Origin of the sequence: Mesosutterella multiformis (assembly GCF_003402575.1) — a bacterium.
Classification (GTDB): Bacteria; Pseudomonadota; Gammaproteobacteria; order Burkholderiales; family Burkholderiaceae_F; genus Mesosutterella; species Mesosutterella multiformis.
In genome coordinates, this window is the sequence record NZ_BGZJ01000001.1 from 838,682 (window position 1) to 865,110 (window position 26,429).

At 57.3% G+C, this 26,429-nt stretch carries 23 protein-coding genes and 6 tRNA genes; 14 read left to right on the forward strand and 15 right to left on the reverse strand.

All coding sequences use genetic code 11. The features are described 5' to 3' along the window. Positions 1–3: 3 nt before the first annotated feature. From gmhB to rfaE1, 3 genes are read right to left on the reverse strand one after another with little or no spacing between them, the layout of a single operon-like run. Positions 4–582, reverse strand: coding sequence for a D-glycero-beta-D-manno-heptose 1,7-bisphosphate 7-phosphatase (gene gmhB / locus M4NBBH2_RS03970; protein ID WP_116269797.1), 579 nt, complete (start codon positions 580–582; stop codon positions 4–6). A gap of 1 nt (position 583) precedes the next feature. Then, positions 584–1,594, reverse strand: a complete 1,011-nt coding sequence (gene rfaD / locus M4NBBH2_RS03975; RefSeq protein ID WP_116269798.1) for an ADP-glyceromanno-heptose 6-epimerase — start codon at positions 1,592–1,594, stop codon at positions 584–586. After that, positions 1,591–2,526, reverse strand: a complete 936-nt coding sequence (gene rfaE1, locus M4NBBH2_RS03980; RefSeq protein ID WP_268811371.1) for a D-glycero-beta-D-manno-heptose-7-phosphate kinase — start codon at positions 2,524–2,526, stop codon at positions 1,591–1,593. Before rfaE1 ends, rfaD begins: the two co-directional genes overlap by 4 nt. 161 nt (positions 2,527–2,687) lie before the next feature. Here rfaE1 and M4NBBH2_RS03985 point away from each other — a divergent pair, with 161 nt between their 5' ends. The 5 genes from M4NBBH2_RS03985 (at position 2,688) to M4NBBH2_RS04005 (ending at position 7,309) form a co-directional block, all read left to right on the forward strand. Next, positions 2,688–4,076, forward strand: coding sequence for a phosphomannomutase/phosphoglucomutase (locus tag M4NBBH2_RS03985; protein ID WP_269148213.1), 1,389 nt, complete (start codon positions 2,688–2,690; stop codon positions 4,074–4,076). A gap of 36 nt (positions 4,077–4,112) precedes the next feature. Continuing rightward, complete coding sequence (waaC, locus tag M4NBBH2_RS03990; RefSeq protein ID WP_116269801.1) at positions 4,113–5,072, forward strand: lipopolysaccharide heptosyltransferase I; 960 nt, start codon at positions 4,113–4,115, stop codon at positions 5,070–5,072. Then, entirely contained in the window at positions 5,069–6,388 is a 1,320-nt protein-coding gene (locus M4NBBH2_RS03995; protein WP_235005593.1) for a 3-deoxy-D-manno-octulosonic acid transferase, read from the forward strand. The genes waaC and M4NBBH2_RS03995 overlap by 4 nt, the downstream gene beginning before the upstream one ends. Continuing rightward, a complete protein-coding gene (thiD, locus tag M4NBBH2_RS04000) occupies positions 6,349–7,170 on the forward strand; it encodes a bifunctional hydroxymethylpyrimidine kinase/phosphomethylpyrimidine kinase (protein WP_116269803.1) in 822 nt (273 codons plus the stop codon). Before M4NBBH2_RS03995 ends, thiD begins: the two co-directional genes overlap by 40 nt. A gap of 62 nt (positions 7,171–7,232) precedes the next feature. After that, positions 7,233–7,309: transfer RNA gene (locus M4NBBH2_RS04005), tRNA-Met, on the forward strand. Between the two features lie 101 nt (positions 7,310–7,410). Here M4NBBH2_RS04005 and M4NBBH2_RS04010 read toward each other — a convergent pair. The 3 genes from M4NBBH2_RS04010 to M4NBBH2_RS04020 form a co-directional block, all read right to left on the reverse strand. Next, entirely contained in the window at positions 7,411–9,648 is a 2,238-nt protein-coding gene (locus tag M4NBBH2_RS04010) for a patatin-like phospholipase family protein (RefSeq protein WP_116269804.1), read from the reverse strand. A gap of 76 nt (positions 9,649–9,724) precedes the next feature. Next, complete coding sequence (gene uvrA / locus M4NBBH2_RS04015) at positions 9,725–12,493, reverse strand: excinuclease ABC subunit UvrA (RefSeq protein ID WP_116269805.1); 2,769 nt, start codon at positions 12,491–12,493, stop codon at positions 9,725–9,727. Between the two features lie 20 nt (positions 12,494–12,513). Next, positions 12,514–13,875 carry a chloride channel protein gene (locus M4NBBH2_RS04020; RefSeq protein WP_170135102.1) on the reverse strand — a complete coding sequence of 454 codons (1,362 nt, stop codon included), beginning with the start codon at positions 13,873–13,875 and terminating at the stop codon, positions 12,514–12,516. Positions 13,876–14,218: 343 nt separating this feature from the next. On the opposite strand from M4NBBH2_RS04020, the gene M4NBBH2_RS04025 reads away from it, so the two are divergent. Then, a complete protein-coding gene (locus tag M4NBBH2_RS04025) occupies positions 14,219–14,707 on the forward strand; it encodes a single-stranded DNA-binding protein (protein WP_116269807.1) in 489 nt (162 codons plus the stop codon). 102 nt (positions 14,708–14,809) lie between these two features. Here the strand turns inward: M4NBBH2_RS04025 and M4NBBH2_RS04030 are convergent, their stop codons facing one another. Further along, entirely contained in the window at positions 14,810–15,733 is a 924-nt protein-coding gene (locus tag M4NBBH2_RS04030) for a universal stress protein (RefSeq protein ID WP_116269808.1), read from the reverse strand. A gap of 197 nt (positions 15,734–15,930) precedes the next feature. Between M4NBBH2_RS04030 and M4NBBH2_RS04035 the strand changes: the two genes are divergently transcribed. The 6 genes from M4NBBH2_RS04035 (at position 15,931) to M4NBBH2_RS04060 (ending at position 21,073) form a co-directional block, all read left to right on the forward strand. After that, on the forward strand, positions 15,931–16,722 hold the full coding sequence (locus M4NBBH2_RS04035; RefSeq protein ID WP_116269809.1) for a tRNA threonylcarbamoyladenosine dehydratase: 792 nt from the start codon (positions 15,931–15,933) through the stop codon (positions 16,720–16,722). Between the two features lie 32 nt (positions 16,723–16,754). Then, the gene (locus tag M4NBBH2_RS04040; RefSeq protein WP_116269810.1) at positions 16,755–17,189 is read left to right on the forward strand and encodes a universal stress protein; all 435 of its coding nucleotides are present in this window, start codon (positions 16,755–16,757) and stop codon (positions 17,187–17,189) included. A 118-nt stretch (positions 17,190–17,307) separates the two neighbouring features. After that, complete coding sequence (locus tag M4NBBH2_RS04045; protein WP_116269811.1) at positions 17,308–17,703, forward strand: hypothetical protein; 396 nt, start codon at positions 17,308–17,310, stop codon at positions 17,701–17,703. 8 nt (positions 17,704–17,711) lie between these two features. Further along, positions 17,712–18,374, forward strand: coding sequence for a protein kinase family protein (locus M4NBBH2_RS04050; RefSeq protein WP_116269812.1), 663 nt, complete (start codon positions 17,712–17,714; stop codon positions 18,372–18,374). Positions 18,375–18,468: 94 nt separating this feature from the next. Then, positions 18,469–20,133, forward strand: a complete 1,665-nt coding sequence (gene ettA, locus M4NBBH2_RS04055) for an energy-dependent translational throttle protein EttA (RefSeq protein ID WP_116269813.1) — start codon at positions 18,469–18,471, stop codon at positions 20,131–20,133. Positions 20,134–20,248: 115 nt separating this feature from the next. Beyond that, positions 20,249–21,073, forward strand: coding sequence for an undecaprenyl-diphosphate phosphatase (locus tag M4NBBH2_RS04060; RefSeq protein WP_116269814.1), 825 nt, complete (start codon positions 20,249–20,251; stop codon positions 21,071–21,073). A 52-nt stretch (positions 21,074–21,125) separates the two neighbouring features. On the opposite strand, the gene trmB is transcribed toward M4NBBH2_RS04060, so the two are convergent. The 8 genes from trmB to M4NBBH2_RS04100 form a co-directional block, all read right to left on the reverse strand. Then, positions 21,126–21,845, reverse strand: coding sequence for a tRNA (guanosine(46)-N7)-methyltransferase TrmB (gene trmB, locus M4NBBH2_RS04065; RefSeq protein ID WP_116269815.1), 720 nt, complete (start codon positions 21,843–21,845; stop codon positions 21,126–21,128). A 60-nt stretch (positions 21,846–21,905) separates the two neighbouring features. After that, positions 21,906–21,979, reverse strand: a tRNA-Gly gene (locus M4NBBH2_RS04070). A gap of 60 nt (positions 21,980–22,039) precedes the next feature. Then, the gene (locus M4NBBH2_RS04075; RefSeq protein WP_235005592.1) at positions 22,040–22,699 is read right to left on the reverse strand and encodes a methionine ABC transporter permease; all 660 of its coding nucleotides are present in this window, start codon (positions 22,697–22,699) and stop codon (positions 22,040–22,042) included. Beyond that, a complete protein-coding gene (locus tag M4NBBH2_RS04080) occupies positions 22,683–23,738 on the reverse strand; it encodes a methionine ABC transporter ATP-binding protein (RefSeq protein ID WP_116269817.1) in 1,056 nt (351 codons plus the stop codon). The genes M4NBBH2_RS04075 and M4NBBH2_RS04080 overlap by 17 nt, the downstream gene beginning before the upstream one ends. Before the next feature lie 205 nt (positions 23,739–23,943). After that, positions 23,944–24,019, reverse strand: a tRNA-Lys gene (locus tag M4NBBH2_RS04085). 35 nt (positions 24,020–24,054) lie between these two features. Continuing rightward, a tRNA-Lys gene (locus tag M4NBBH2_RS04090) sits at positions 24,055–24,130 on the reverse strand. Positions 24,131–24,166: 36 nt separating this feature from the next. Beyond that, positions 24,167–24,242 (reverse strand) — tRNA-Lys (locus M4NBBH2_RS04095). Positions 24,243–24,264: 22 nt separating this feature from the next. Continuing rightward, positions 24,265–24,340 (reverse strand) — tRNA-Lys (locus M4NBBH2_RS04100). A 332-nt stretch (positions 24,341–24,672) separates the two neighbouring features. On the opposite strand from M4NBBH2_RS04100, the gene recA reads away from it, so the two are divergent. Beyond that, on the forward strand, positions 24,673–25,887 hold the full coding sequence (gene recA, locus M4NBBH2_RS04105; RefSeq protein ID WP_116269818.1) for a recombinase RecA: 1,215 nt from the start codon (positions 24,673–24,675) through the stop codon (positions 25,885–25,887). A gap of 5 nt (positions 25,888–25,892) precedes the next feature. After that, positions 25,893–26,393, forward strand: a complete 501-nt coding sequence (recX, locus tag M4NBBH2_RS04110) for a recombination regulator RecX (protein WP_116269819.1) — start codon at positions 25,893–25,895, stop codon at positions 26,391–26,393. Positions 26,394–26,429: the final 36 nt, after the last annotated feature.

Genomic DNA, 26,429 nt, shown 5'->3' on the forward strand with positions numbered 1-26,429 from the left:
GAGTCAGATATCCGTGCAGAAGCTGCGGAACCAGGGACTGGTGACCGCGCTCAGAAGATTATTGAAAACGGCTGTCGAGTCAGCGGAGGCGGAAGGAATCGCTTTTCCATCGGTGCCGAGAAGAATCCTCTCCCGGACTCCGGCTGCCGCGCCGGCCTCCATGTCCCGGGGGCTGTCGCCGAAGATGACGCTCCGGGCGGGATCGATCCCGAATTCCCCGATAGCGTCAAGGATCATGCCGGGCTGCGGCTTGCGGCAGCGGCAGACTCTGCGATAGCGCTCGATTTTGGCATCGGGGTGATGCGGGCAGAAGTAGACCTTTTCGATCGGGGCACCGTCAGACGCCATTTCGTTCTGCATCCAGGAGGTGAGCCTGAGAAAGTCTTCTTCGGTGTAATAGCCGCGTCCGATCCCGGACTGATTGGTCACCACAAAAAGCTTAAAGCCTGCGCGGGAGAGAATCCGGCAGGCTTCAACTGCCCCGGGAACGAACACGAATTCGTCCCGGCGGCAGACGTAGCCGCTGTCGATGTTGATGACGCCATCGCGATCAAGAAACGCGGCTCTGATATGGGAATCCATATTACGGGTTCGGGTAGCGGGCAAGAAGATCCTTCATGTAGAGGGCGGTGCCTTCCTCGACAGTCTTGAAGGTCGTCTTGCATCCCGCGCCGCGCAGGTTGGTCAGATCAGCCTGCGTGAAGGCCTGATACTTGCCTTTCAGCGCTTCGGGGAACGGAATGTATTCGATGTAGCCCTGAGACACGGCTTCTTCGAGGGTGAGCGGCTTCGTGATCTTCTTCTCTTCCGCGAGCAGCGTGTTCACCACGGTGAGCGAGATGTCGTTGAACGGCTGGGATCGGCCCGTGCCGAGGTTGAAAATGCCGGTCACCGGGTGATCGAAGAAACCCAGGATCGTGTCAATGACGTCGCCGACGTAAACAAAGTCGCGGCGCTGTTCGCCGTTGCCATACCCGAGGCAGCCCTCAAACAGCTTCACCTTGCCTTCCTTGCGGAACTGGAAGTACTGGTGGAAAGCGACGGAAGCCATGCGGCCCTTATGCTGCTCATGCGGACCGTAGACGTTGAAGTAGCGGAAGCCGGTCACCGGAGAGACGACAGCGCCGCGGGCCATATCCCGGCGCAGCACCTGGTCGAACAGATACTTCGAGTAACCGTAGCAGTTGAGCGGGCCTTCATACTTCACATCTTCAACAAACGTGGTGCTCGCGCCGTAAGTGGCAGCGGAAGACGCGTAAATGAAAGGCACCTTTTCCCGCTGGCACCAGTGATAGAGCTCAAGCGTGTAGCGGTAGTTGTTATCCATCACGTAGCGGCCGTCGGTCGCCATCGTGTCGGAGCAGGCGCCCTGATGGAAGACCGCTTCCGGACGGGGCATTTTCCCCTGACGCACGAGATCGATGAAGTCGTGCTTATCCATGTAGTCGGAGATCTGGCATTCAGAAAGGTTCAGGAACTTGTCCGCCTTGGTCAGATTGTCGACCGCGAGAATGTCGGTGTATCCGCGCTTATTCAGTGCAATGGTGTTGTTGCAGCCGATGAAGCCGGCAGCGCCCGTAACGATAATGCTCATTCAATGACTCCAGAAGGAAACAGTTCTTCGAAGGAAACGGTGGCCGTGCCGAGCTTGCCCACAACGATGCCGCCTGCGCGGTTCGCGATTTCAACGCACTTCTTGATGGGAATGCCGGCAGAGATCATGGTGGCGAGAACGGCAATAACCGTGTCGCCTGCACCCGAGACGTCGTACACTTCGCGGGCCTCGGCGGGAACCGAAAATTTGCCTTCAGAAGTATAAAGCGTCATGCCTTCCTCACTCCTCGTGAGAAGGAGGGCCTGAAGCTCCAGATGCTCACGCAGGTTCTGCGCCTTTTCCGTGAGATCTTCCTCGGACTTCCAGTGCCCGGTGACTTCAGCGAGTTCCGCGCGGTTCGGGGTGATGATGGAAGCCCCCTTGTAGCGGTCGTAGTCCGAGCCCTTCGGGTCGATAAGAATGGTTTTTCCGGCATCTCTCGCGATCTGAATCATCTTTTTGATATGCGAGAGACCGCCCTTGCCGTAATCGGAAAGAATTACGGCGTCATGCGACGCGATTTCCCGACGGAAAGTGTCCAGGTGCGCAAGCAGAACTTCCTCCTGCGGCATACTCTCGAAGTCAGCCCGCAGCATCTGCTGCTGCCGGGCGACGATTCTCAGCTTCACGGTCGTTTCCAGCTTCGGGTCGAAGTGGAGGAGCGGCCGGATCGAAGAGTGATGCAGGAGCGCCTCGAGGTGCTTTCCGGATTCATCGTCTCCAAGCACCGTGAGGAGAGAAACACCGGCTCCCATGGCGGCGATGTTACGGGCAACGTTCGCGGCGCCGCCGAGACGTTCCTCGCGGCGTGTGATGCGTACGACGGGCACGGGGGCCTCAGGGGAAATGCGGTTCGCATCGCCAAACCAGTATTGATCCAGCATGGCGTCCCCGACTACGAGGAGCCGCCGATCGTGAAGAAGTTCTGTCAAGGGAACCTCCGCTAATAAAAGAAATCTGACAGCTTGTATGGTATACGTGATTTTACGTATCAGAGGCTGAGGTGTGGGCGGGGTCATTTTTGCCGGGGAGTCTGTCCTTGGCGCTAAACTCTCGCCTGAACACGTGACTTCAGGAGAAGGTTTCAATGCAGGTGATCGATCCCAGTATTTTTAAGGCGTATGACATTCGCGGAGTGGCAGGTGAGAATCTGACCGCCGATGTGGTTGAAAAGATCGGACGGGTTCTCGGATCCATGGCGGTGGAAAGCGGTGTGGGGCCGGTCTGCGTTGGACGCGACGGCCGGCTTTCCGGCCCTGAGCTGAAGGGTGCGCTTATCCGGGGCATCGCGGCGGCAGGGGCTGATGTTTATGACATCGGCATGGTGCCGACTCCTGTGCTCTACTTTGCAACGAAGTACTTCGGATCCGGTTCGGGTGTCTCCGTGACGGGCAGCCATAACCCCAGCCGTGACAACGGCCTCAAGCTGATGCTGGGCGGGAAGACGCTTTTCGGCCCCATGATTCAGGATATCCGCCGCCGTGTGGAGTCTGAGGAGTGGAGCATTGCTTCGAAGCCCGGCAAGGTGGAAGTGAAGGACGCTGAAACGCCGTACTTCGAAACCGTTACCCGTGATATTCATCTCGAGCGCCCGGTGAGCGTGCTGCTCGATTCCGGTAACGGCGTGACGGGACCGCTTGCCATGCGTCTTTACCGCGCGGCGGGCTGCAAAGTGGAAGGTCTTTTCACGGAAGTGGACGGTCACTTCCCCAATCATCATCCGGATCCTTCGAAGCCGAAGAATCTTGAGCAGCTGATTGAGAGGCTGAAGTCGTCTGACGCGGAGGTGGGTCTGGCGTTTGACGGTGACGGCGACCGCCTTGGGGTGGTGAGCCGCAAGGGTGAGATTATTTATCCCGACCGCCAGATGATGCTCTTCGCCGCGGATATCCTGGAGAAGAAGCCCGGCAGCCGGATTATCTATGACGTGAAGTGCACGAGAAAGCTGGTTGACTGGGTGAAGAGCCATGGAGGCATCCCGACCATCAGCTGCACGGGCCACTCTTTCGTCAAGGCGAAGCTTGCGGAAACCAATGCGCCGTTCGCCGGCGAAATGAGCGGGCATATCTTCTTTAATGACGGACGCTGGCCGGGGTTTGATGACGGCCTCTACGCCGGCCTCCGCATGGTGGAGATTCTGTCCCGTACGGATGATCCGACGGCTCTCCTCAGCAGCCTTCCGACGGCCGTCAATACGCCTGAGCTTCAGGTGCCGATGGCTGAGGGCGAGAATAAGAAGTTTGTCGAGCGCCTCCAGAAGGAAGTGCATTTTGATGACGCCACTGACGAGATCCGGATTGATGGTCTCCGCGTTGAGTGGCCGGACGGTTTTGCTCTCGCCCGCGCGTCGAATACGACCCCTGTGCTTGTGATCCGTCTGGAAGGCGATACGCCTGAGGCTCTGAAGCGAATTGAGCAGGTGTTCGGCGCGGCTCTGAAGAAACTCGATCCGTCGATCAAGCTGCCTTTCTCCGCGGAATAATGGCAGTTGGTATCTGAGAAACCGGAGCGTGAACCAATGAAGATTCTGATCATTAAGTCCTCGTCCATGGGGGATGTCGTCCACGCTCTGCCGGTCGCATTCGATATCGCGCAGCATTTTCCTGATGCTGTGATCGACTGGGTGGCGGAGGAGAGTTTCCGGGATATACCGAGACTCTCACCTTTTGTAGGCGACATCATTCAGACGGCATTCCGCCGCTGGCAGAAACATCCGACCGCAGCAGAAACCTGGCATGAGGCCGGTGCGGTCAAGCGCCGGCTGTGCGATGCCCGCTACGACATTGTGATCGACCTCCAGGGGCTCGCCCGTACGGGGCTGGTAACGCATTGGGCGCATGCCCCGAAAGCAGCTGGGTTCTCTTTTGGCTGTGTGAGAGAGTGGCCGGCAGCGCTCTTCTATTCCTCCGGGATGCGGTTCCCGCTTGAGGAAACGATGGGCGCGGTGCACCGGTACCGAGCTCTTGCGGCGGCTGCTCTTGGCTATAAAGCGGAGGGGCGTCCCCGGTTCGGACTGAAGACCTTCCGCCCGAATCCGATGCCGCTTCCCGGGGCATACGCGGCGCTTGCTGTGAATACCAGCCAGGCGCGCAAACTCTGGCCCGAGGAAAACTGGATTGAAGTAGCCCGGCAGCTTTCAGAGCATGGGCTTTCAAGTGTGCTGTTCTGGGGAAATGACGAGGAGAAGCAGCGGGTTGAACGGATCGCAAAACAGGCGCCGGGATGTATTGTCGCCCCGCGACTTCCGCTTGCCGATATTGCTTCTGTGCTGGCGGACGCCTCGATTGTCGTCGGTGTGGACACCGGGATTTCACACCTCGGAGCGGCGCTTGGCCGTCCGACGATCGGAATTTTCGTTCAGACATCGCTTGAAAAAGTGCCGATTGTCGGAGATGCCGAATATGTGAACCTTGGCGGCCCTGGACAGATGCCGACAGTGGATGACGTCATGCAGCAGTGCGGGGGATTTCTCAAGTGAAGATTGGAATGAAGGGCTATCGGCTCCTCACCCGGGCAGCGGTGCCCGCCGCGATGGGGTATCTCCTTTACCGGAGCCGCCGCCAGCCTGCTTATCGGAATTTCTGGGGTGAGAGGTTCGGGTTCTCTGAATATCCGCCGCCCAAGGGGTGCCCCCGGGTCTGGGTTCATGCGGTGAGTGTCGGTGAAACGAATGCCGCTAAGCCCCTGATTGCCGAGTGCCTGAAGCGGTGGCCGGAAGCGGATTTTCTCCTGACGCATATGACCCCGACGGGAAGAGATGCGGGGAAACGCATTGTGGCGCTGGCTCCCGACCGTATCTCCCAGTGCTACCTCCCTTATGACATTCCGGGAGCGATGGAATCTTTTTTCCGCGAAACAAAGCCATCCATTGGAATTGTCATGGAGACAGAAATCTGGCCGACCATGATGGCTGAGGCCAGAAAGTGGGGAGTTCCCATGGTGCTCGCCAATGCCCGTGAGTCTCAGAAAAGTCTTGATCAGGCGCTTCGCGTCCCCAGACTGATGATTCCAGCGGTGAAACAGTTTGCCGTGATTCTGGCTCAGTCCAGGCCCGATGCCGTCCGGTTCAAAGAACTCGGGGCGGAGCGGATTCAGGTTGTGGGCAGTATCAAGTTTGATATTCAGCCGGATGCCGGTCAGCAGAAAAAGGCCCGGGAATGGAAGGCTGCGATCGGACGCCCGGTGGTGCTTTTTGCGAGTTCCCGTGAGGGAGAAGAGGCCCTTTTTCTTGAGGCGCTTCAGAAGGGGGGAAAGGCGCTCTTTCAGGGGAATCCGCTCTTTCTCGTGGTGCCCCGTCATCCTCAGCGATTTGCTTCTGTCCGGCAGCTTTTCCTGAATTCGGATTACCGGATCCAGAGCCGCTCAGAGCTTGCGTCCCCGGATGAAATTGCACCTGACACTGACATTCTCCTCGGTGACTCTATGGGGGAGATGTCCTTCTACTGCGCGCTCTCTGATATCGCTCTGATGGGGGGAAGCTTCCTCAACTACGGCTGCCAGAATCTGATTGAGCCCTGTTCGAGCGGCGTGCCCGTGATTGTCGGTCCGAGCACCTTTAATTTCTCTGAAGTGGCGGCCCGGGCGATAGAGGAAAAAGCGGCCGTGCAGGTGATGGATTTCCGGGAGGGACTTGAACGGGCGGCCAAACTGCTTGGCAGCGCTGAAGCTCTTAAGGAAAAATCGGAAAACGCGGTTCGGTTTGCCTCTTCCTATACCGGAGCGACTGAACGCACCATGACGGTTCTGGACAAGATATGGAAGAAACAGCCGCTCGGATCGTTCCCAACATTCTGAGTCTTGCCGGCGTGGATCCGTCCGGAGGGGCGGGTCTTCTTGCCGATATCAAGACGATCAGCGCGCTTGGCGGCTATGCCTGCGGCGCGGTGACGGCGCTCACTGTTCAGAATACGCGGGGCGTAAGCGGGGTCCGGATCATGAGCGGAGACTTTGTTTCGGCTCAGATGGAATCCGTGCTTTCCGATATCCGGATTGACGCGGTGAAAATCGGCATGCTGGGTAATTGCGAGGTTATTGAGGCGGCAGCGGGAATCCTTCGGGATCACCCCGTGAAACATGTCGTCCTGGATACCATTCTGGCTTCTACCAGCGGAACACCGCTTCTTGAGCCAGAAGCGGTAGGCGTCCTGATTCGGAAACTTCTCCCGCTCTGCACCGTGTTTACGCCGAACCTGCCTGAAGCCGCGATTCTGCTTGGGGATGAAACCCCGGCGGACGAAGGCGGCATGGAGAATACGGCCCGCAGACTCTGGAATCTTGCGGGATGCGGCCCAACGGTCTATCTGAAGGGCGGTCATCTCTCGGGAGACCGTATGGTGGATCTCGTCTTTGACGGAAAGGAAGTCCGCCGCTACGAATCAAGCCGGGTGAAAACAGAGAATACGCACGGCACGGGATGCGCGCTTTCCTCCGCTATCGCGGCACTGCTACCTCAGAGGTGTTCGGCGTGGGAGGCGTTTTCAGATGCGCACGATTATCTGCGCGGCGCTATTCAGGCTGCGGATCGCCTGTCAGTGGGAAGCGGACACGGTCCGGTCAACCATTTCTGGCAGAAGTAAGAGAAATTTTTTCTGAATTCCTTGACAAAGTAAAAAAAATACCGCATAATTCGTCTTCTCATGGCGGGTTAGCTCAGCTGGTTAGAGCAGAGGAATCATAATCCTTGTGTCCGGGGTTCGAGTCCCTGACTCGCCACCAGGTTTCCGAAAACCACAGACCTTACGGTCTGTGGTTTTTTTGTTGTCTGGAAAGAAAAAAGCGCCCCGGTTCAGAAACCGGGACGCTCTGCGCTGAAGCGCTTACTGGATATGACCCCAGGCGAAGTAGATCGCTTTTGATCCGCCTGATGTCTTGCCGACGACGAGGTAAATCGGGCCGATCCAGGTATCAGCTCCTAGGAAGAGGCCGTAAGCCTGCTTCCAGCCGGAATTCTGGCTTCCGCTGCTGTTATAGACCTTGCCGGCCTCAAGCGAGACACCCGCCCAGACAGGCGCTCCGATCTGCATCAGCTTGGAGCTGAGGCTCCGGTACACCATGAGGCGACCGAACTGCATCCGATCCCCGGAGTACCGTCCGTATCCTGAGCCCGACAGATTGAAGGCACCGCCCAGTTTGAAGACGCCTTCCAGTGACGAACGGCCTCCTTTCAGAGACGCATTGACGGTCCAGGGGCCGAATGTCTTCACCGCCGTACCGGATGCGTCAAACGTGTCCCGGCTGCGGCTCGTTCCCATGTCGTGATAGAAGTGCATGCCAGAGGCATCCAGCTTGTAGCCCTTCGTTGGGAAATTGACGTTATCCAGCCGATCCAGACTGAGATTGATGAAGGAGCCGAGGCTGCTCTGATTGGGAACCGGCAGTTTGTCATTTCCGACCGTACGGGTGTTCCGCAGCGTGAAGTAGCCGGTGCCGGCACTGATAGTTCCAAGACGGCCGATTTCATAGCCAAGTTCCAGAGACGCGGCCGCGGTTTTGTTCTGCCAGGAAGAAGAACGGTTGTCGCCGTTATAGAGGTCGTAGCTCTCCTTATTCGCGTAGATCCTGGGGAGCAGATAGAAGGGACTCGCTGTTCCGATCGGCTGATAGAGTTGCATTGAGAACGACACCTTTTCACCGATCTGCGCTTCGGTCCTCAGTTCTCCGCCCCAGCTGTTCAGCCAGCCCAGGGTGTGCTGCAGCATGAACTGGAAATTGTTGTCGTCATCGAAGTTCGTCTGAACGCGGCCTCCGAACCGGAATGAAGAGTAGCCCCAGGTTTTTTCCTGCGGCTCAAAGACCAGCACTTCCATCCCGTCAGGTCCCGGTTCAAACCGGTAGGGGACCGAGAGAAAATCGTCATCCTGCCAGATCTTCTTATCCGCGGCCTCGACCTGGGAAGTGGTAACAGTGTCCCCCGGCCGGATCTTGATTTCCGCGAGAACACTCTTCGGGTTCACGGTTTTAAGACCGTCAACCCGGATGTCGGCGAGCTGGTGAGGTTTATCCGTCTCGATCAGTTCGTGGCGCTTGGCGTTCCAGGCCGCGAATTCCTTCTGCGGGACACCAAGTTTCTTCAGCTGATCAAAAATCTTCCGGGCGGCATCCTCGCCGACCTTCATGATTTCCGCCGATTTGGTGAAGTCGCCTGACGTGTATTTGGAAAGATCAGGAGTGATCAGGATGTCTTCTTTCCGCAGTTCCTTCAGGCTTTTCTGGACGTTCTGCTCGGTGAGAATATTCAGCATCTGACCCATCACGCCGGCAATGCTTCCAAGGTCCTTTCTCGGGGAAAGCGGCGTGCCGACGTTGACGGCAATGATGATGTCTGCGCCCATGGCGCGGGCCGCATCCACGGGGAGATTCTGCACGAGACCGCCGTCCACAAGCAGCTTCCCCTGCCACTCGGCCGGCGCGTAAACGCCAGGGATAGACATCGAGGCGCGCATGGCTCGCGAAAGCGAAATGTTTTTCTGCAGCTCAACCGCCTTGCCGGTTTCCAGATCGGTCGCGAAAGCGGCGAACGGGATCGGAAGTTTGGCGAGGTCGTTGATCATGGAGGCCGGTTCGTTCGTCTTCGCGAGGAAGAGATCCAGTTCCTGTGTGGTGACGATGCCGTAAGGAAGGGCAAACCCTTTGGGGCCTATGCCGAGCTCGGTGTCAGAAAGTCCCTGTTCCTTATCTTCCTTTCTCCGCCAGTTGAGGTCAGCCCGATTTGGTTTTGCCGCGAACATCTGCGTCCAGTTGACGTTTTTGACGATGTTCGCCATCTCTTCCGGTGTGTAGCCTTCCGCGTAGGCGCCGCCTACCATGGATCCCATTGAGGTTGCGGTGATGACGCTCACCTTGACGCCGGCCTCCTCAAGGACTTTCAGCACGCCGATGTGTGCGAATCCCCGGGCTCCGCCGCCCGAGAGGACAAGGCCGACCCGAAGCGGCCTCTCAGCGGGAGCAGTGCTCTCAGGCGGTGTAATGACGTGAGCCGGGGGCTCATCCGCCGAGGCTGGCACAGATCCGGAAGCCAGGAGCGCGGCAAAGATAATCAGTAAAAAGGGTTTCATTCAGCATCACTCCGGCACCCGCAAAGAGGGGCCGATGATATGACTCAGAAGACGATTTCCTATAGTAAGCCAAAGATCAGGCTATTTTTTTCTGCAGGAACCGGCCTGTTACGCTTTCGGGGCAGGCGGCAATGTCTTCCGGCGTGCCTTCGCAGAGTATCCGTCCGCCGTCCTCGCCTCCGGGTCCCATATCGATCACCCAGTCAGCGCTCGCGACCACATTCATGTCGTGCTCAATCACGACAACGGTGTTTCCGGCATCGCAGATTTTCTGGAGCAGGGCAATGAGCTGCGAAATCTCCCTGAAGTGCAGCCCGGAAGTCGGCTCATCCAGCAGATAGAGAGTGCGGCCGGTATCCGTTTTGGCAAGTTCAACTGCGATTTTTACTCGCTGAGCCTCGCCTCCCGAGAAGGTCTGCGAGGACTGGCCGAGGCGGATATATCCCAGTCCCACAGCCTCGAGCGCCTCCAGTTTCCGCAGAATGGCCGGGTGATTGGCGAAGACCGGAATGGCCTGATCGACACTGAGGTCGAGGATCTCCGCGATATTTTTCCCCTGATAGCGGACTTCAAGCGTTTCCTGGTTATACCGTGTGCCGCCGCAGACGTCGCATGGAACCTGCATATCGGGCAGGAACTGGAGTCCGATCTTCAGAATGCCTTCGCCCTGACAGGCTTCGCACCGGCCGCCCTTGACGTTGAAGCTGAAACGATCCGCCCCATAGCCCCGTTCAAGCGCCAGAGCGGTGCCGGCAAAGATTTCACGGATACCCTGGAAGATTCCCATGTAGGTGGCAGGGTTTGAGCGGGATGTGCGCCCAAGCGGCTGCTGATCAATGCAGATCACTTTATCGAGGTGTTCCAGTCCTTCGATCGCGTCGACCGGAAGCGGCGAGGCTGAAGCCCGGTAGAGCTTCGCGGCGAGCGCGGGGTACAGCGTGCCATTGATGAGAGAGGACTTGCCGGACCCCGAAACTCCGCTCACCACAGTGAGACAGCCAACCGGGATAGAGGCGGAGACATTTTTCAGGTTATGTCCCCGGGCCCCTTTGATCAGGAGCTTTTTGCCGATCCGCCGTGAGCGGTTCCGCTGAACCGTGGTTTCCGGGTGACTGAGGTAAGTTCCGGTGACCGACTTCGGGTCTTTCAGAATTTCTTTCAGAGAGCCGGAGGCGATGACCTCGCCCCCGGATTCTCCGGACCCCGGCCCCATGTCGATCAGGTAATCCGCGCTCCGGATCGTGTCCTCATCATGCTCAACCACAATCACGGAGTTTCCGGCGTCACGCAGCCTTTTCAGAGAGTCGAGAAGCTTCTCGTTATCAGCCGGATGAAGCCCTGTGGAGGGTTCATCGAGCACATACATAACGCCTGAAAGACCGGAGCTCAGTTCGCACGCGAGGCGGATGCGCTGCGATTCGCCGCCCGAAAGCGTTGTGACCGGACGGTCGAGTGTGAGGTAAGCGAGACCGACCGAGTTGAGATAGCGAAGGCGATCAAGAATCGGGGGCAGAATCCGGTCGGCGACCGCCCGTGCTGTTTCCCCGAGCTCAAGCGATCCGAGCAGCGGTTCGAGTTCTGAAATCGGCATCCGGAGGAGCGAGGGATAGCTGAAGAGTTTACCTTCGGACGTAAGAAACACATTCCGTGCTTCCCGGCTCAGTTTTTCACCCTTGCAGTCGGGGCACGTTTTCTCCTTGAGGAGCGGGCCGAGAAGCTTCTCGCGGTCCGCTTTCGAAAGAGTCTCGGCTTCTTCGGTGATCAGGGATTCGATGCCGGGGAATTCTGGTTGGTCAGGGTCTCCCTGAAGCATGAATTGCCGGTCTTTTCCTGACAGCTCTTCCCAAGGGGTATCAAGCGACACGGACGCCCGGTTTGCTGCCGCTTCGAGCAGAGCAAAATGCTTCGGCGAATTCTCTCCCCAATTTGGAATCGCGCCGGCCCGAAGTGAAAGCTCAGGATGAATAATGCTTTCAATTGAAACCGCGGGAACTGTTCCTGTTCCGCCGCAGGTTGGGCATCGGCCCCGGGCGGTCTGAGGAGAGAAAAGTCCGGGCTCGAGCTTTTTCAGAGAAAAGTCACAGAGCGGGCAGCTGAAATTGGTTGAAAACGCGGTTTCTTCCCGGGTTCTGTGATTCATTGCTGAAACACGGCCTCCGGAAAGCCTTGACGCGAGATCAAGACTTTCTGTCAGACGCCCGCGGGAAGACTTTCTCAGTTTCAACCGGTCAACCACAATATCAGCTCGGAGACTGAGATCCGCGAGCGCATCAGGCGACGCCTCTTCGGTTTCAACAATGTCACTCCCGATTCTGACCCGAAGGAACCCCTGACGCGCGAGATCCGCGAGGAGCTGCTTAGGATTCGCGCGGCGGTCTGCCGGAATGGGGGACAGAAGAATAACCGGTGTTTCCTCAGGCCAGGCAAGAAGCCGTTCCGCAATGACGGACACCGGTGTCGCTTCCAGCGGCAGGTGGTGGTCGGGGCAGTAAGGCGTTCCGACCCGGGAGTAGAGAAGCCGCAGGTAATCGAGAATTTCGGTGGAAGAGCCAACCGTGGAACGGGGATTGTCGGAGCGGTTTTTCTGATCGATAGCGATCGCGGGAGAGAGTCCCTCAATGCTGTCGACATCCGGTTTATTGCGGATATTGAGAAACTGACGGGCGTAGGGGGAGAGACCTTCGAGGTAACGCCTCTGGCCCTCGGCATAAAGCGTATCGAAAGCGAGCGAGCTTTTTCCGGAGCCCGAGGGACCGGTGATGACGACCAGCCGATTCCGGGGAAGCTCAGCGTTCACGTTCTTCAGGTTGTGAGTCTTCGCTCCCCTGATGATGATCTTCTCCACGGCAGTCCCCCCTTGATCATTCAGTGCGCCTCGGCAGCCGCAGCCGGGGCCGCATGTTCTCTCTGTCTCAGAATTCGGGCCTTCAGGCTTTCGTACACGGGGTCAGCTCCCATATAGCGGGCAATCAGATTGCCGGCGATGGAGGCGACAAGGGTTACGGGAAGCAGCGTCCAGTCTCCCGTCATTTCGGTCAGCAGTGCGGCAGAAGTCAGAGGCGACCGGACGACAGCAGAAAAGAAGCAGGCCATGCAGAGAATCATAATGGTGCCGGACTGTGAGCTGAGGAGTATGCCGGCCGATTGCCCGATGGAGGAGAGGAGGCAGCCGAGGATTGCGCCTGCGGTGAGAATCGGCATCAGAATGCCGCCGGCGATACCGGAGGCAAAGCTGAAGCAGGAGAAGAACGCTTTCACAAGGAAGAGCAGAAGCAGAAAGTCGATAGAAAGCCTGAGCTGCTCCATCTGTGTCGGCGTGGGGCCGAACCCCGTCAGAACGGTTGGATAGAAGAGCAGCAGTGCCACCATCACGAACGGCACGGCGAGCCTCACCCAGCGGGAAGGCCACGGGAGGCGGTCTTCAAAGCAGGTGATCGAGACCAGAATCCAGCAGTACACCGTTCCGAGAACGCCGCTGAGAATACAGACAGGCAGGAGCACCCAGAGCTGGAGAAAGCCGAGAGGCTCAAGACCGACAAAAGGGAATACCAGCGGAAGCCCCAGGATGTGCTTCACCATGAACCAGGCACTCATCGCGGTGATCGCGAGGAACGCAAGCATTCGCCGATCCAGAATCACCTTCATGTCTTCCACGGCGAACAGAATGCCGGCGATGGGGGATGAGAAAGCGGATGTCATGCCGGACACGGCACCGCCTGTCAGATAGCGGTGCATCGTCTGAGCATGTTTTCCGTAGAAAAATGTACCGACGCCGACCCCGACCGCGGCTCCCATCTGGACACAGGGGCCTTCACGCCCCACAGAGAGTCCCGCCGCCAGAGCAGTGAGTGTGCCGACAAACTTGGTGATGAGTACACGAAGCCAGTTCATCGGCGGAAATTTCCCGATCTGGGCAAGCTCTACCTGAGGGATGCCGCTTCCGCTGATCATAGGTTCGATTTTCAGCAGGAACCCCGAGAGCAGGCAGCAGAAGATAAGCGCGGCCGCGATGAAGAGGAATCCTTCCGCCCCCTTCTGAAATTCCTCCACAACCCAGTTCGTCCCGAGACCATTCAGCACGGTGAAAGCCATTCTGAAGATACCGATCACGAACCCAGAGATGGCACCGATTACCAGGGCCTGCAGCACAAAGGCGAGCTGTCCCAGAGCACCGAGTTTCTGAGACTCACGGATCTGGATCCGGGTTTCTTCCGAAAGATGATTCACAGGACGCTTTTTTCCCGTCAGCCGGGGGAATCTCTGAAGCATAAGGAGAGGAGGCTTTTTCTCTGACGGAGCTTATCCGGGAGAGTTAAATCAAAAAGTTAATCAGATGTGACCTGCATTGTAGAACTAAATCCCCGGCGCTTAACCCGTCCGACGGCATCCGGAAGTGCGAAAGCCCGGTCCGCCAGGGATTGACGCAGCCTGCGGGAAAATAAGTCCTGAAGAAAAAAATCACCACTTATAATCATTCATCAGGGATCGTCTTCCGGGCGATTCGAAGCATTTCATCGGCGAGCGGAATTTTTTCAGTTCCGCAATTTCAATTAAAGAGACGAACTAGGCTATGGCTTCTGTAAATAAAGTTATTCTTCTCGGCAGGCTGGGTCGGGATCCCGAAACCCGCTACGCGTCTGAAGGCGGCACCGCAATCTGCCACCTCGCGCTCGCAACGTCCCGCCGCTACAAGGATCGTGACGGCAACCGCAAAGAAGATACGGAGTGGCACAACGTGGTGGTCTTTGGCCGTCAGGCTGAAATTGCCCAGCAGTATCTCCGCAAGGGGTCCGAGGCTTATATTGAAGGCCGCCTGAGAACCCGCAAGTACACGGGTAAGGACGGTATCGAACGCTATTCGACGGAAGTCGTCTGTGAGTCTCTGCAGCTTGGCGCCCGTCCTACCGGATCTGCCGGTTCGTCGGATGCTTCTGACGAGTTTGAGTCCCCGCAGCGAGCGCCGCGCGCTGCCGCGCCGACTGCTCCGGCGCCGAAGCCCCAGCAGCCGTCTGCTCCGGATGTTGATTCCTCGTTCGATGGGGATGACATTCCGTTCTGAGTCTGAGCGTGACGCGTTTCGGATAAAAAATGGCCGCCTGTAAAAGGCGGCCATTTTGTTCAGGAGGCAGATCCGCAGAAAAGCGGATCTGCACAGGCTGAATCAGGCTTTCGGAGCAGACTCGTCATCCGCGGCGCGGATGATGAGGAGCGGCACATTGCCTTCAGCTGCGATATGAGTCGCGGTGGAGCCCATAACGGCAGACTTGAAGCGGGTGTAGCCGTGGGAGCCCATTACGATCAGATCAAGCTTGTTCTTCTTCGCGAAGGCGGCGATTTCGTCGCTCGGATTGCCGACGAGGCAGACTTCAGTCGGCTTAAGGCCGGCCTTCTCGAAAAGCGGACGAAGCGGATCGACCGTTTCTGCGAATTCCTTCTTCTGCAGCTCAAGCACTTCGCTCTCGGAGAGGGCGGGGAGCGCCATGCCGGCCATATCAGGCATCACAGCGCCGGCGTAGTCATTCACAACGTTGATCAGATAGAACTGAGCGCCCTTGCCGAAGAAGTCGATTCCCTTCAGCACGTGATTGACAGCAGCCATGCCGTACTTGGAACCGTCAACAGCGATACCGACGCGGAGAGCGTCCGTGAGCGGCGCTTCCTTGCCGCGGAGCAGGAGCACCGGGCACTTCGTGCGGGCGAGCACACCGGTCGTGACGGAACCCATGATGAGTCCCTTCAGCGCGGTAAGACCGCGGGAACCCATGACGATCAGGTCGGCGGGAAGCTTGTCGGCTTCCTGGGCGATCATTTCATCCGGAGCGCCGATCCGATAGGCCTCGGTCACCGTAATGTTGTCGCGCTTCAGAACCTTGCGGGCAGAAGTGAAAACCTTGTCGGCTTCCTCTTCGTAGTAGCGGTCAAGCGCTTCGCGTCCTACGAGGCGGCTGGCGCGGGCAGGCAGCGGAACCTGAATGTTCAGCAGCTCAATCGTCGGATTGTTGCCCAAAACCGTAGTCCGGGATGCGACAAAATCAATGGCATTTTTGCTGTATTCACTGCCGTCGATAGGTAGCAGGATCTTCATAGCGAAACCCCCTTAAAATTACTGTCATAGATGAGCTGATTGATCGAATCTCGGCATCAAATAGGACGAAACCGCTTGAGACCCGAGAAACCATAGGCTCAAGCTTTAGTATCACTTTAGCGCAAAAAACACGATTTGCGCTACAGTCATACTTCCATCACATAAAAATAGAATCCGCATCAAAGAAAAGGGTAATTATGGGAACAACTACAGATAAACTGCGCTTCGGCGGGATCGAGCGCGTTTATGGGCCTACGGCCGCCCAGGCTTTCACGCGTCTCCATGTGACGATTGTTGGCATGGGTGGTGTCGGCTCATGGGCTGTGGAATCGCTCGCCCGTGCCGGCGTCGGGAAACTCACGCTCGTGGACGGAGACGTGAGTGAAGAGAGCAATACGAACCGTCAGTGTCACGCGATTCAGGGGAACTACGGCCGCTGGAAAGCTGAGCTGATGGGAGAGCGCGTCAAGCTGATCAATCCAGACTGTGAAGTGAAGGTCATCACAGAGGTGCTTGAGCCTGACACCATGGATGCGCAGCTGGGAACCTCAGATGCCCTGATTGATGCCATCGATACGCTGAAGGCGAAAGCGGCTCTGATCGCCTGGGGTCACAAGAATGGCATCTTCACTCTGACAAGCGGCGGCGGCGCCGGACGCTGTGATCCGGGGAAGATTCACGTGGCAGACATTGCGGCCGTTAAGGCGGATCCGCTGATTGGCGCTCTGCGTCGTGAACTCCGCGCGAAGTACGGTTTCCCGCAGGGCAGTCCCAAGGGCAAGTCGCAGCGGTTCAATATCCCGGCAGTGTATTCGACGGAGCCCGTCCGCCGGCTGTCCGCGGAAGACATCGCGCGTCTCCCGCCGGGTTCCGGCATGGGTACCGTGATGACCGTTACAGCGTCGTTTGGTCTGAGGCTGGCCTCCCTGGTACTGAATGAGTTTGCCGCCCGCGCGAACCATGCGGGGTCGGAGACTTCGGAAGAGTAACTGCCGGCTATGGCAGAAAAGGACGGAAGGTTATGTTCAATAAGATTCTGGTGACGACGGACGGTTCGGAACTCGCACTGAAAGGCGTTCGGGGTGCGGCGCAGCTTGCCGGACAGCTGAAGGCTGAATTGATCGTCGTGACGGTTGAGGAACCCTATTCCTACTCCAACGTGACGGCCTACCGTCCTGAGAGCTTTGAGCAGTACAAGGATCGGGTCAAAGCGGAAACCGAGGAAAGACTGGAAAGCGCCCGGAAAGCGGTTGACGCGGAGGGCATCAAGGCGGAGACCGTTGCCGTCAATGGCTCGAATCCCGCTGACGGCATTGTGCAGTTCTGCAATGAACGGAAGTGCGATCTCATTGTGATCGCGAGCCACGGCAGAAGCGGTCTTTCGGCAGTGCTCCTCGGCAGTGTGGCCCGGAAGGTTCTCACGGAAGCCTCTGTTCCTGTTCTCGTCTATCGGTGAGACAGCAAAAGGGGGCGGAATCCGCCCCTGTATGTGGGATAATAAAGCCCGCTGCAGCCCTGGTCAGCCGGGGCGTATGTTTTTATGCAATTTATTCGAATTCGATAAGGAAGCAAAGATGGCAGATCTGAATGGTCTCAATACGGAAATGGATGCCGGCAATCTGTTTGAGGAAAAGATTGTCTCGGACAGAAAGATCGGCACGATCCGCGTGATGACCCCGGTGAAGGATGACGGCACCCGCGACGAATCCCGCAAGATGATTTTTGTCGGCGAAGCCCAGATCATGACCCATATGGGCGCTCTTCCGATCAACTTCGAGATCCCCGCTGAGACACTTGCCGAAGCCGTGAAGGGTTACGGCGCGGCTGCCAAGCAGGGCGTTGAGGATACGCTGAAGAAGCTTGAGGATCTCCGTGAACAGGCGGCCCACCGCATCGTTACCCCGGGTTCCGAAGGCTTCCAGGTGCCTCCCGCGCAGGGCGGCAATGGCAGCGGACTGGTCGGCCTCTGATCAGTCTGATGCCGGGACTGGCTTCATCCGGACGGGTTTTCACCCGCGAGGATTTTGAGTCGGGAAGCAGAACGCTGCTGCGCGAGGGCCGCATGGCCAACGCGTGTGTCTATCGGTTCCGCTACCGCGGTGAAGAGTGGACGGTGAAGGATTTTTCCACCCGCCCGTGGTGGGTAAGGAAGATCCTTGCCCCCATACTCTTCTGGCGCGAACTTCGAGCTGTACGCCGGCTTGCGGGTATCGAGGGTGTGCCCAGCCGAGGATTCCGGCTGGATGCTGCCGCTATCGCGATTCAGTATCTTCCGGGTACTTCCCTCTCGAAGTCGCCCAGGTCGACGATGACGGTTGAGTTCCTGAAAGAAATGGAAGACCTGATGACCCGCATTCATCAGGCCGGGATTGTGCATCTCGATGCGCGCGGAACCGGCAACTGGGTTGTTCTGTCAAACGGAAAACCCGGTCTGATCGACTTTCAGGCAGGCGTCTGTACAGTCGGACTTCCGAAAGGACTGCGAAAAGTCCTTGAGGATATCGACATGAGCGGTGTCCTTAAAAAATGGAATGAGTTTCACCCCGAAGCCATGGGGCCGGAGCGCATTGCCCGTTTTGAACGGGGCACGAAGCTCCGCAAGCTCTGGCGGATCCGCGGTTACTTTGGAAAACGCAAGTAACAGATCCGCATGAAAAAAGCGCCCGTTCCCGGCGGTTCTGCCGGGTTTACGGTTACAATATTGTTTTTATTAGATTTATCCATAGCCACCACACATGCCTCAGTATGTCTTTTCCCTGAACAGGGTTGGTAAGATCGTCCCCCCTAAGAAGCAGATTCTTAAGGATATTTCCCTCTCATTCTTCCCGGGTGCGAAGATCGGTGTCCTTGGTCTGAACGGTGCCGGCAAGTCGACGCTGCTTAAGATCATGGCGGGCGTCGATAAGGATATTGAGGGCGAAGCCGTCCCGATGAAGGGGCTGAAGATCGGCTACCTTCCCCAGGAACCTCAGATCAATCCTGAATTCACGGTCCGTCAGGCTGTGGAAGAAGGCATGGGTGATGTGATCAATGCCCAGAAGCGCCTCGAGGAGGTGTACGCCGAGTACGCTGAACCGGATGCGGACTTTGATAAGCTCGCCGCCGAACAGGCTGAGCTTGAGGCCATCATTTCCGCTGCCGGCACGAATGCTGAGACGCAGATGGAAATCGCCGCTGACGCTCTGCGTCTTCCGCCCTGGGATGCCAAGATTGGAAACCTGTCTGGCGGTGAAAAGCGCCGTGTGGCGCTCTGCCGCCTGCTGCTGTCGCAGCCCGAGATGCTGCTTCTCGACGAACCGACGAACCATCTCGACGCGGAAAGCGTGGAGTGGCTTGAGCAGTATCTGCACCGCTTCCCGGGCACTGTTGTGGCTGTGACGCATGACCGTTACTTCCTCGACAACGCGGCTGAGTGGATTCTGGAGCTGGACCGCGGCGAGGGCATTCCGTGGAAGGGCAACTATTCCTCCTGGCTTGATCAGAAGGAAAAGCGTCTTGAAATGGAAAAGCGCCAGAACGAGGCCCGCAGCAAGGCCATCGCTCACGAACTGGAGTGGGTGAGACAGAATCCGAAGGGACGTCAGGCGAAGAGCAAGGCCCGTCTGGCTCACTTCGAGGAACTCTCCTCCTACGAGTATCAGGAACGGAATGAAACGAATGAAATCTTCATTCCGGTCGCTGACCGCCTTGGCAAGTCGGTGATTGAGTTTGAGCATGTGAGCAAGGGCTTTGGCGACAAGCTCCTGATTGATGATCTGTCGTTCGTTGTGCCTCAGGGCGCTATCGTCGGCGTGATCGGCCCGAACGGCGCCGGTAAGTCGACGCTCTTCCGCATGATTACCGGCAAGCAGCAGCCGGATTCCGGCAAGATCACGATCGGTTCGACCGTGAAGCTCGCGGCTGTTGATCAGATGCGCAGCTCGCTTCCGAATGACAAGACGGTGTTTGAAGCGATCAGCGATGGTCTTGACATCATTCAGGTGGGCAAGTTTGAAATGCCGGCCCGCTCATACATCGGCCGCTTCAACTTCAAGGGCCAGGATCAGCAGAAGCGCGTCGGTGATCTTTCCGGCGGTGAGCGCGGCCGTCTCCATCTCGCGAAGACGCTGCTCGCAGGCGGCAACGTGCTGCTCCTTGACGAGCCGTCGAATGACCTCGACGTTGAAACGCTCCGCGCGCTTGAGGATGCACTGCTTGAGTTCCCGGGCTGCGCGATGGTGACGTCCCATGACCGTTGGTTCCTCGACCGTATTGCCACCCATATCCTCGCTTTTGAGGGTGACTCCAAGGTGGTGTTCTTCCCTGGAAACTACCAGGAGTACGAAGCCGACAAGAAGAAGCGTCTCGGTGAAGCTGCAGCAGCCCCGCACCGTCTGCGCTTCAAGCCGCTGAAGCATTAAGAGAGGTATTCGGCAAAAACAAAAGGGCTTAAATTTTTAAGCCCTTTTTTCCTTATGCGAGGCAGTCTCCGGCTGAGGGGATGGGTCTGCCTCCACCGGCGTCTTCGGGAACAACATGGATTTGATTTACTACATACAGGTCATTCTGATGGGCATTGTGGAAGGCCTGACGGAATTTCTGCCGATTTCTTCCACTGGCCACCTGATTGTGGCTGCCGATGTCATGCGGTTCAGTCCGCCGGATCGGGAGACATTTATTGTCGGCATTCAGGCGGGTGCTATTTTCGCTGTCTGCTGGTTTTACCGTGAGCGGATCTGGAAGGTCGTTATGAACTTTCTCCGTCCGGGGCGTGAACAGAATCTCGCCGTGAATACGGTGGTTGCTTTCCTGCCGGCCGCGGTCGCGGGCGTGCTCTTCGCTCACTTCATTCAGAGCCGGCTCTTCAATGTCGTCACAGTGTCGACAACGCTTGTGATCGGCGGTCTCATTATTCTTGCTGTCGAGCGGATGATCGCCGCAGGAAAAATCGCCCCCCGGGTGCATGAGATGGATGACATGAACTGGCGCGACGCGCTGAAGGTTGGCGTCATGCAGTGCTTCGCGATGATTCCGGGGGTCAGCCGATCCGGAGCCACCATTATCGGCGGCATGATCTGCGGTCTTTCCCGGAAAGCGGCGACGGAGTTCTCCTTCTTCCTTGCGATCCCGACCATTTTCGGCGCAACGGTCTATGACCTCTGGAAGATGCGTGACAGTGTGGCGGAGCTTAATGTCGGAGGCCTGCTGCTCGGCGGCGCCGTGTCATTCTTCTCCGCTCTGATCGTCGTGAACTGGCTGCTCCGGTTTGTGGCTCACAACAATTTCCGGGGATTCGGCTGGTACCGGATCCTTTTCGGAGCTCTGGTGATGGGGCTCTGGTACACGGGAGTGATTCTCTAAGACATGAAAAAAAAGCCGGCGTTAAAAGCCGGCTTTTTCGTGGGCGGTCGTTTTATCGCTTGATATAAACGAGATCCCAGATTCCGTGACCGAGGTTTTCTCCCCGGGCCTGGAACTTGGTGCGGGGGCGCTCACAGAGCGGATTCCCCTGGATCGGGCAGTAGCCCTCTCCCTTCCAGTCCTGGAGCGCAGGCTCGTGGGACAGCACGTCCAGCATCTGCTCGGCATAGTTCTGCCAGTCTGTGGCGCAGTGAATATAGCCGCCCTGACGGATTCTCGTGCAGAGTTTCCCAATGAAAGGCTGGGCGACGAGGCGGCGCTTATGATGGCGGGCTTTGCGCCAGGGATCCGGGAAATAGATATGGACGCCGTCAAGCGATTCGGGCGGGATCATATGCTCGATCACATCGACCGCGTCATGACGGATGATGCGGACATTCTTCAGCTCCATTTCCTTGATGCGCTTTGACAGTGCGCCGACGCCGGCGACAAACACTTCGCAGCCAAGGAAATTGACTTCAGGATGGGCCTGAGCGATCGCTGCCGTGGTTTCTCCCATGCCGCAGCCGATCTCGAAGACAACGGGAGCTTTGCGCCCGAAAACCTCTTCAAAATTGAGCGGGGCTTCAGCGTAAGGCACTTCGTAAAGCGGGAAGACTTCTTCAAAGGCTTTTTCCTGTGCGTGGCTGATATGGCCGCGGCGCATGGAGAAGCTTCGGATATGCCTCGACTTCAGTTCTTCAAGCTGTTCGGGGGAAAGTTCATTCGGCATTTGAAACGGGAAATTCCTATGAAAAAACCGACACACTCAAAGGTATGTCGGTTTCTAATCTGGAGCGGGCGAAGGGAATCGAACCCTCGTCAGTAGCTTGGGAAGCTACAGCTCTGCCATTGAGCTACGCCCGCATAGGCATTGAATAATAACAGGGATCGGAGAAAATTGCCAATCTCCGATCTCCGTTGTTATCAGCGGTGAGAGACCTTGCGGACGGTCCAGTCACCGAGAGACTGCATGGCCTGGACGAACACGATCAGGATCACCACGACCGAGTACATGATTTCAGGCATGAAGCGCTGGTAGCCGTAGCGGATGGCGAGGTCGCCGAGACCGCCGCCGCCGATCGCGCCGGCCATGGCCGAGGCACCGACGAGGGACACGAGTGCAATCGTGATACCGGCAATAATGCCAGGCAGAGCTTCAGGGAGCAGGACCTTGCGGATGATCTGCATGCTGGTGGCGCCCATGGAGAGAGCGGCCTCAATCAGTCCCTTGTCCACTTCACGCAGGCTCGATTCCACGAGACGCGAGATCATCGGAGCGGCCGCGATCGTCAGCGGCACGAGAGCGGCGGAGGTGCCGATAGACGTGCCAACGATCAGGCGCGTGAGCGGCTGAATGGCGACGAGCAGGATGATGAACGGGGTAGAACGGACCGCGTTGACCAGCACACCGATCGTGCGGTTAAAGACCTTCGCCGACAGAATGCCCTGAGGGGAAGTGACATGCAGAAGGATGCCAAGCGGAATGCCGATCGCCCCGCCGATGACTCCAGCGATACCCACCATGATGAGGGTTTCGATGAAGGAGTCCAGCATCATATCAATCATTTCAGGCGTTAACAGCATCGTTAAGCTCCTCAATCTGAATGTTGTTGGAAATCAGATATTCGCGGACCCGGTCGTAAGCTTCCTGAGAGCAGGAACACACGACGGTGAGGCTGCTGAAAGTGCTTTCCTGGATTTCGGAAATCTGGCCAGCGAGAATATTGAAGTTCACGCCGTAGCGGGTCGCGCAGGTGGCGATCACAGGCTCCGTCGCCTCTTCGCCGACGAAGGTGATGCGCAGCGCCTTATTGCAATCGTTCGGGTGAGCCTTGAAAATGTCGCGGATGTGCTGCACGACCTGAGCCGGAAGCTCTGTGCACAGGATGCCGCTCAGCATGCTGCGGGTCGTCGGGTGACGCGGATTGCGGAAGACATCCAGCACGCTGCCCTCTTCGATCACTTCGCCATGATCCATGACGACGATGCGTTCACAGATCTGCTTCACCACTTCCATCTGGTGGGTGATCATCACGATCGTGACGCCGAGTTCCTTATTGATCTTGCGCAGCAGGGCGAGGGTGGACGTCGTGGTTTCCGGGTCGAGAGCCGAGGTGGCTTCGTCAGAAAGCAGAACAGTCGGGTCGTTGGCCAGGGCTCGGGCAATACCGACACGCTGCTTCTGACCGCCGGAAAGCTGCGCGGGATACTTCTTCGCATGTTCCGTAAGGCCGACGAGCTCAAGCAGCGGCGTAACCTTTTCCCTGATCTTGTCACGGCTGACACCGGCAAGCTCGAGCGGCAGGGCCACGTTGTCGTAGACCGTGCGGGAGGAGAGCAGGTTGAAGTGCTGGAAGATCATGCCGATCTTGTGACGGACGCGGCGAAGCTCGGAGGCGCTCAGCTTCGTGAGATCCTGACCGTCCACAATGACATTGCCCTTTGTGGGCCGGTTGAGGAGGTTGATACATCGAACCAGCGTGGATTTGCCCGCGCCGCTTCGTCCGAGGACACCGAAAATTTCTCCGTCATTGATTGTGATGGAGACATCCTTGACGGCATCGAGTGTCGTCTTTCCGTCCGGGGACTTATAGGTCTGCCAGATATGTTTAAGTTCAATCATTTCCCAAATCTCAGCATTGACAGTTCGAAAGCCTGCCAAAGAAGTTGACTTTCATGCAGTGTATCGGTGAAAAGCCGAAAAATGCGGAAAGTTCGGATTTAATGCGTGATCTTATGCCGTATTACCAAGGCCGGGCTGAAGAATCTGAATACGGTCCGGCGGCTAAGAAAAAAGGGCAGAACTGTTACGTTCTGCCCTTCTGAATTGGTGGGTGCGCAGGGGGTCGAACCCTGGACCGACGGATTAAGAGTCCGCTGCTCTACCAACTGAGCTACGCGCCCAAGCAAAGCCCGAAGGCTCTGTCGAACTAATTGTATGGTGGGTGCGCAGGGGGTCGAACCCTGGACCGACGGATTAAGAGTCCGCTGCTCTACCAACTGAGCTACGCGCCCATACTTGCAAAGCTTTCGCTTTGGTACATCGAATTTTGGTGGGTGCGCAGGGGGTCGAACCCTGGACCGACGGATTAAGAGTCCGCTGCTCTACCAACTGAGCTACGCGCCCGAAATTCTTTAGTTAACTGTAATGGTGGGTCGTGTGAGATTCGAACTCGCGACCAACGGATTAAAAGTCCGCTGCTCTACCGGCTGAGCTAACGACCCTCGCAACCCAGGCCTCTCTTGTGAAAGACAGGGATACAGCTAATCAGATCACGAATTATGTTACGGATTCCTAAAGATGTCAAGGGAATCGGAAAATAAAAAAATTTGAGCTTACAATTTGGTCTCATTGTTTAGGGTAAACACTAAAACATCTGACCTCAATAAGCCTCTACAGTATTTACGACAGCAGTCAAGATGATGTGCAGAAAAAACGATTTGGTACCCCTGCCTGACGCGCACCGGGTGTCCGAAATTCAATAATAGGATCAATCTTCCCCCGTGTCCCGGCCTTACCTAAGGGCGTCACCGGAAAGAGGGAAAGGGAACAAGTTATGGCAGCAGATAAGAAGTCCAAGGATAAGGCACCTGTCCGCGCGGTCCGCATCGAAGAGGAACAGGAGCGTCAGAAGGCTTTGAACGCCGCCCTTGCTCAGATTGAGAAGCAGTTCGGCAAGGGTTCCATCATGAAGATGGACGACACGAGCGTCGCGCAGGATATCAGCGTTGTGTCGACAGGCTCCCTCGGCCTGGATATCGCGCTGGGCGTCGGCGGCCTGCCGCGCGGCCGTGTGATCGAGGTCTACGGCCCTGAATCCTCCGGCAAGACGACCCTCACGCTGCAGGTTGTGGCCGAGATGCAGAAGATGGGCGGCACCTGCGCTTTTATCGACGCGGAACACGCGCTTGACCCGCAGTACGCTGAAAAGATCGGCGTTGATCTGAAGAAGCTCCTCATTTCCCAGCCGGATAATGGTGAGCAGGCGCTCGATATCTGCGACGCGCTGGTCCGATCCGGCGCGGTCGACCTGATTGTGGTTGACTCGGTTGCCGCTCTGACGCCTAAGGCTGAAATCGAGGGTGAAATGGGCGATGCGCTCCCTGGTCTCCAGGCCCGTCTGATGAGCCAGGCACTCCGTAAGCTCACGGCATCGATCAACCGGACTCAGTGCATGGTGATCTTCATTAACCAGATCCGTATGAAGATCGGCGTTTCCTATGGCAACCCGGAAGTGACGACGGGCGGCAACGCGCTGAAGTTCTACAGCTCGGTGCGTCTTGATATCCGCCGCGCCGGTTCCATCAAGAAGGGGGACGATATTATCGGCGCCGAGACCCGCGTGAAGGTTGTGAAGAACAAGGTTGCGCCTCCGTTCCGTCAGGCCATCTTTGATATTTACTACGGCGAAGGCATTTCCCGCGAGAGCGAGATTCTGACGCTGGGCTCTGACCTCGATATCGTTGACAAGGCCGGTGCCTGGTACAGCTACAACGGCGAGAAGATCGGCCAGGGCAAGGATAAGGCGAGCGAATACCTGAAGGAACACCCGGAAGTGGCTCTCGAAATTGAGAACAAGATCCGGGCGATCAAGGGTGTAAACCGCGTTGGGGAGGGCACCGTGAAACCCGCCTCCCCCGCCAAGGCCCCGGCGGCAGCGGCTGACAAGCCCGCTGCTGAGAAGAATTCTTCGGATGAAGTGCCGGAGGAAGAGACCCGCGTGGATGATCTGGATGAGGAAGAAGATTTCTCCCCGGATGAGCTGCTCTGAAAGTGATGGAGCAGACTCCTGAAGAGATGGGAGCCGGCCGTCGCGCCGGTTCCCGTAAAGAAAAGCCGTCCCTTCTCGCAAGAGCGGTTTCCTATCTTTCCCGCCGTGAGTATTCGAGGCGGGAGCTTGGGGAAAAGCTTCGCCGCCTGGGTTCCGAGGACGACGCCAAGGTGGACGAGGTGCTCGACTATCTTGAAGAGAAGGGATATCTCTCAAACGAACGTTTCGCTGAGCAGTTTCTGCGAGCCAAAGCTTCGCGCTACGGTCAGTCCCGGCTCCGCATGGAGCTGAGACAGCGGGGATTAAGCGGGGAGGAAATCGATCGGGCGATCGAGGGACTCGCCGGCAGCGAGGAGGACCGTGCCTGGAGTGTCTGGGAGAAGCGGTTTTCTTCTTATCCGGAAGATCAGAAAGAGAAGGCTAAACAGATCCGCTTTCTGATGTCCCGGGGGTTTTCGTATGCAATTGTGTCACGGGTACTGCAAAGAGCCCGTCAGAACATATAAGATAACTGGTTGGTAGAAATCAACTTTAAGAGGATG

Bases quoted from the DNA above. Each gene is read 5' to 3' on its own strand.
- gmhB (WP_116269797.1), bottom strand. From the start codon at position 582: ATGGATTCCCATATCAGAGCCGCGTTTCTTGATCGCGATGGCGTCATC.
- rfaD (WP_116269798.1), bottom strand. From the start codon at position 1,594: ATGAGCATTATCGTTACGGGCGCTGCCGGCTTCATCGGCTGCAACAAC.
- waaC (WP_116269801.1), top strand. From the start codon at position 4,113: ATGAAGATTCTGATCATTAAGTCCTCGTCCATGGGGGATGTCGTCCAC.
- thiD (WP_116269803.1), top strand. From the start codon at position 6,349: ATGGAAGAAACAGCCGCTCGGATCGTTCCCAACATTCTGAGTCTTGCC.
- M4NBBH2_RS04010 (WP_116269804.1), bottom strand. From the start codon at position 9,648: ATGAAACCCTTTTTACTGATTATCTTTGCCGCGCTCCTGGCTTCCGGA.
- M4NBBH2_RS04025 (WP_116269807.1), top strand. From the start codon at position 14,219: ATGGCTTCTGTAAATAAAGTTATTCTTCTCGGCAGGCTGGGTCGGGAT.
- M4NBBH2_RS04030 (WP_116269808.1), bottom strand. From the start codon at position 15,733: ATGAAGATCCTGCTACCTATCGACGGCAGTGAATACAGCAAAAATGCC.
- M4NBBH2_RS04035 (WP_116269809.1), top strand. From the start codon at position 15,931: ATGGGAACAACTACAGATAAACTGCGCTTCGGCGGGATCGAGCGCGTT.
- M4NBBH2_RS04040 (WP_116269810.1), top strand. From the start codon at position 16,755: ATGTTCAATAAGATTCTGGTGACGACGGACGGTTCGGAACTCGCACTG.
- M4NBBH2_RS04045 (WP_116269811.1), top strand. From the start codon at position 17,308: ATGGCAGATCTGAATGGTCTCAATACGGAAATGGATGCCGGCAATCTG.
- M4NBBH2_RS04050 (WP_116269812.1), top strand. From the start codon at position 17,712: ATGCCGGGACTGGCTTCATCCGGACGGGTTTTCACCCGCGAGGATTTT.
- ettA (WP_116269813.1), top strand. From the start codon at position 18,469: ATGCCTCAGTATGTCTTTTCCCTGAACAGGGTTGGTAAGATCGTCCCC.
- M4NBBH2_RS04060 (WP_116269814.1), top strand. From the start codon at position 20,249: ATGGATTTGATTTACTACATACAGGTCATTCTGATGGGCATTGTGGAA.
- trmB (WP_116269815.1), bottom strand. From the start codon at position 21,845: ATGCCGAATGAACTTTCCCCCGAACAGCTTGAAGAACTGAAGTCGAGG.
- M4NBBH2_RS04075 (WP_235005592.1), bottom strand. From the start codon at position 22,699: ATGCTGTTAACGCCTGAAATGATTGATATGATGCTGGACTCCTTCATC.
- M4NBBH2_RS04080 (WP_116269817.1), bottom strand. From the start codon at position 23,738: ATGATTGAACTTAAACATATCTGGCAGACCTATAAGTCCCCGGACGGA.
- recA (WP_116269818.1), top strand. From the start codon at position 24,673: ATGGCAGCAGATAAGAAGTCCAAGGATAAGGCACCTGTCCGCGCGGTC.
- recX (WP_116269819.1), top strand. From the start codon at position 25,893: ATGGAGCAGACTCCTGAAGAGATGGGAGCCGGCCGTCGCGCCGGTTCC.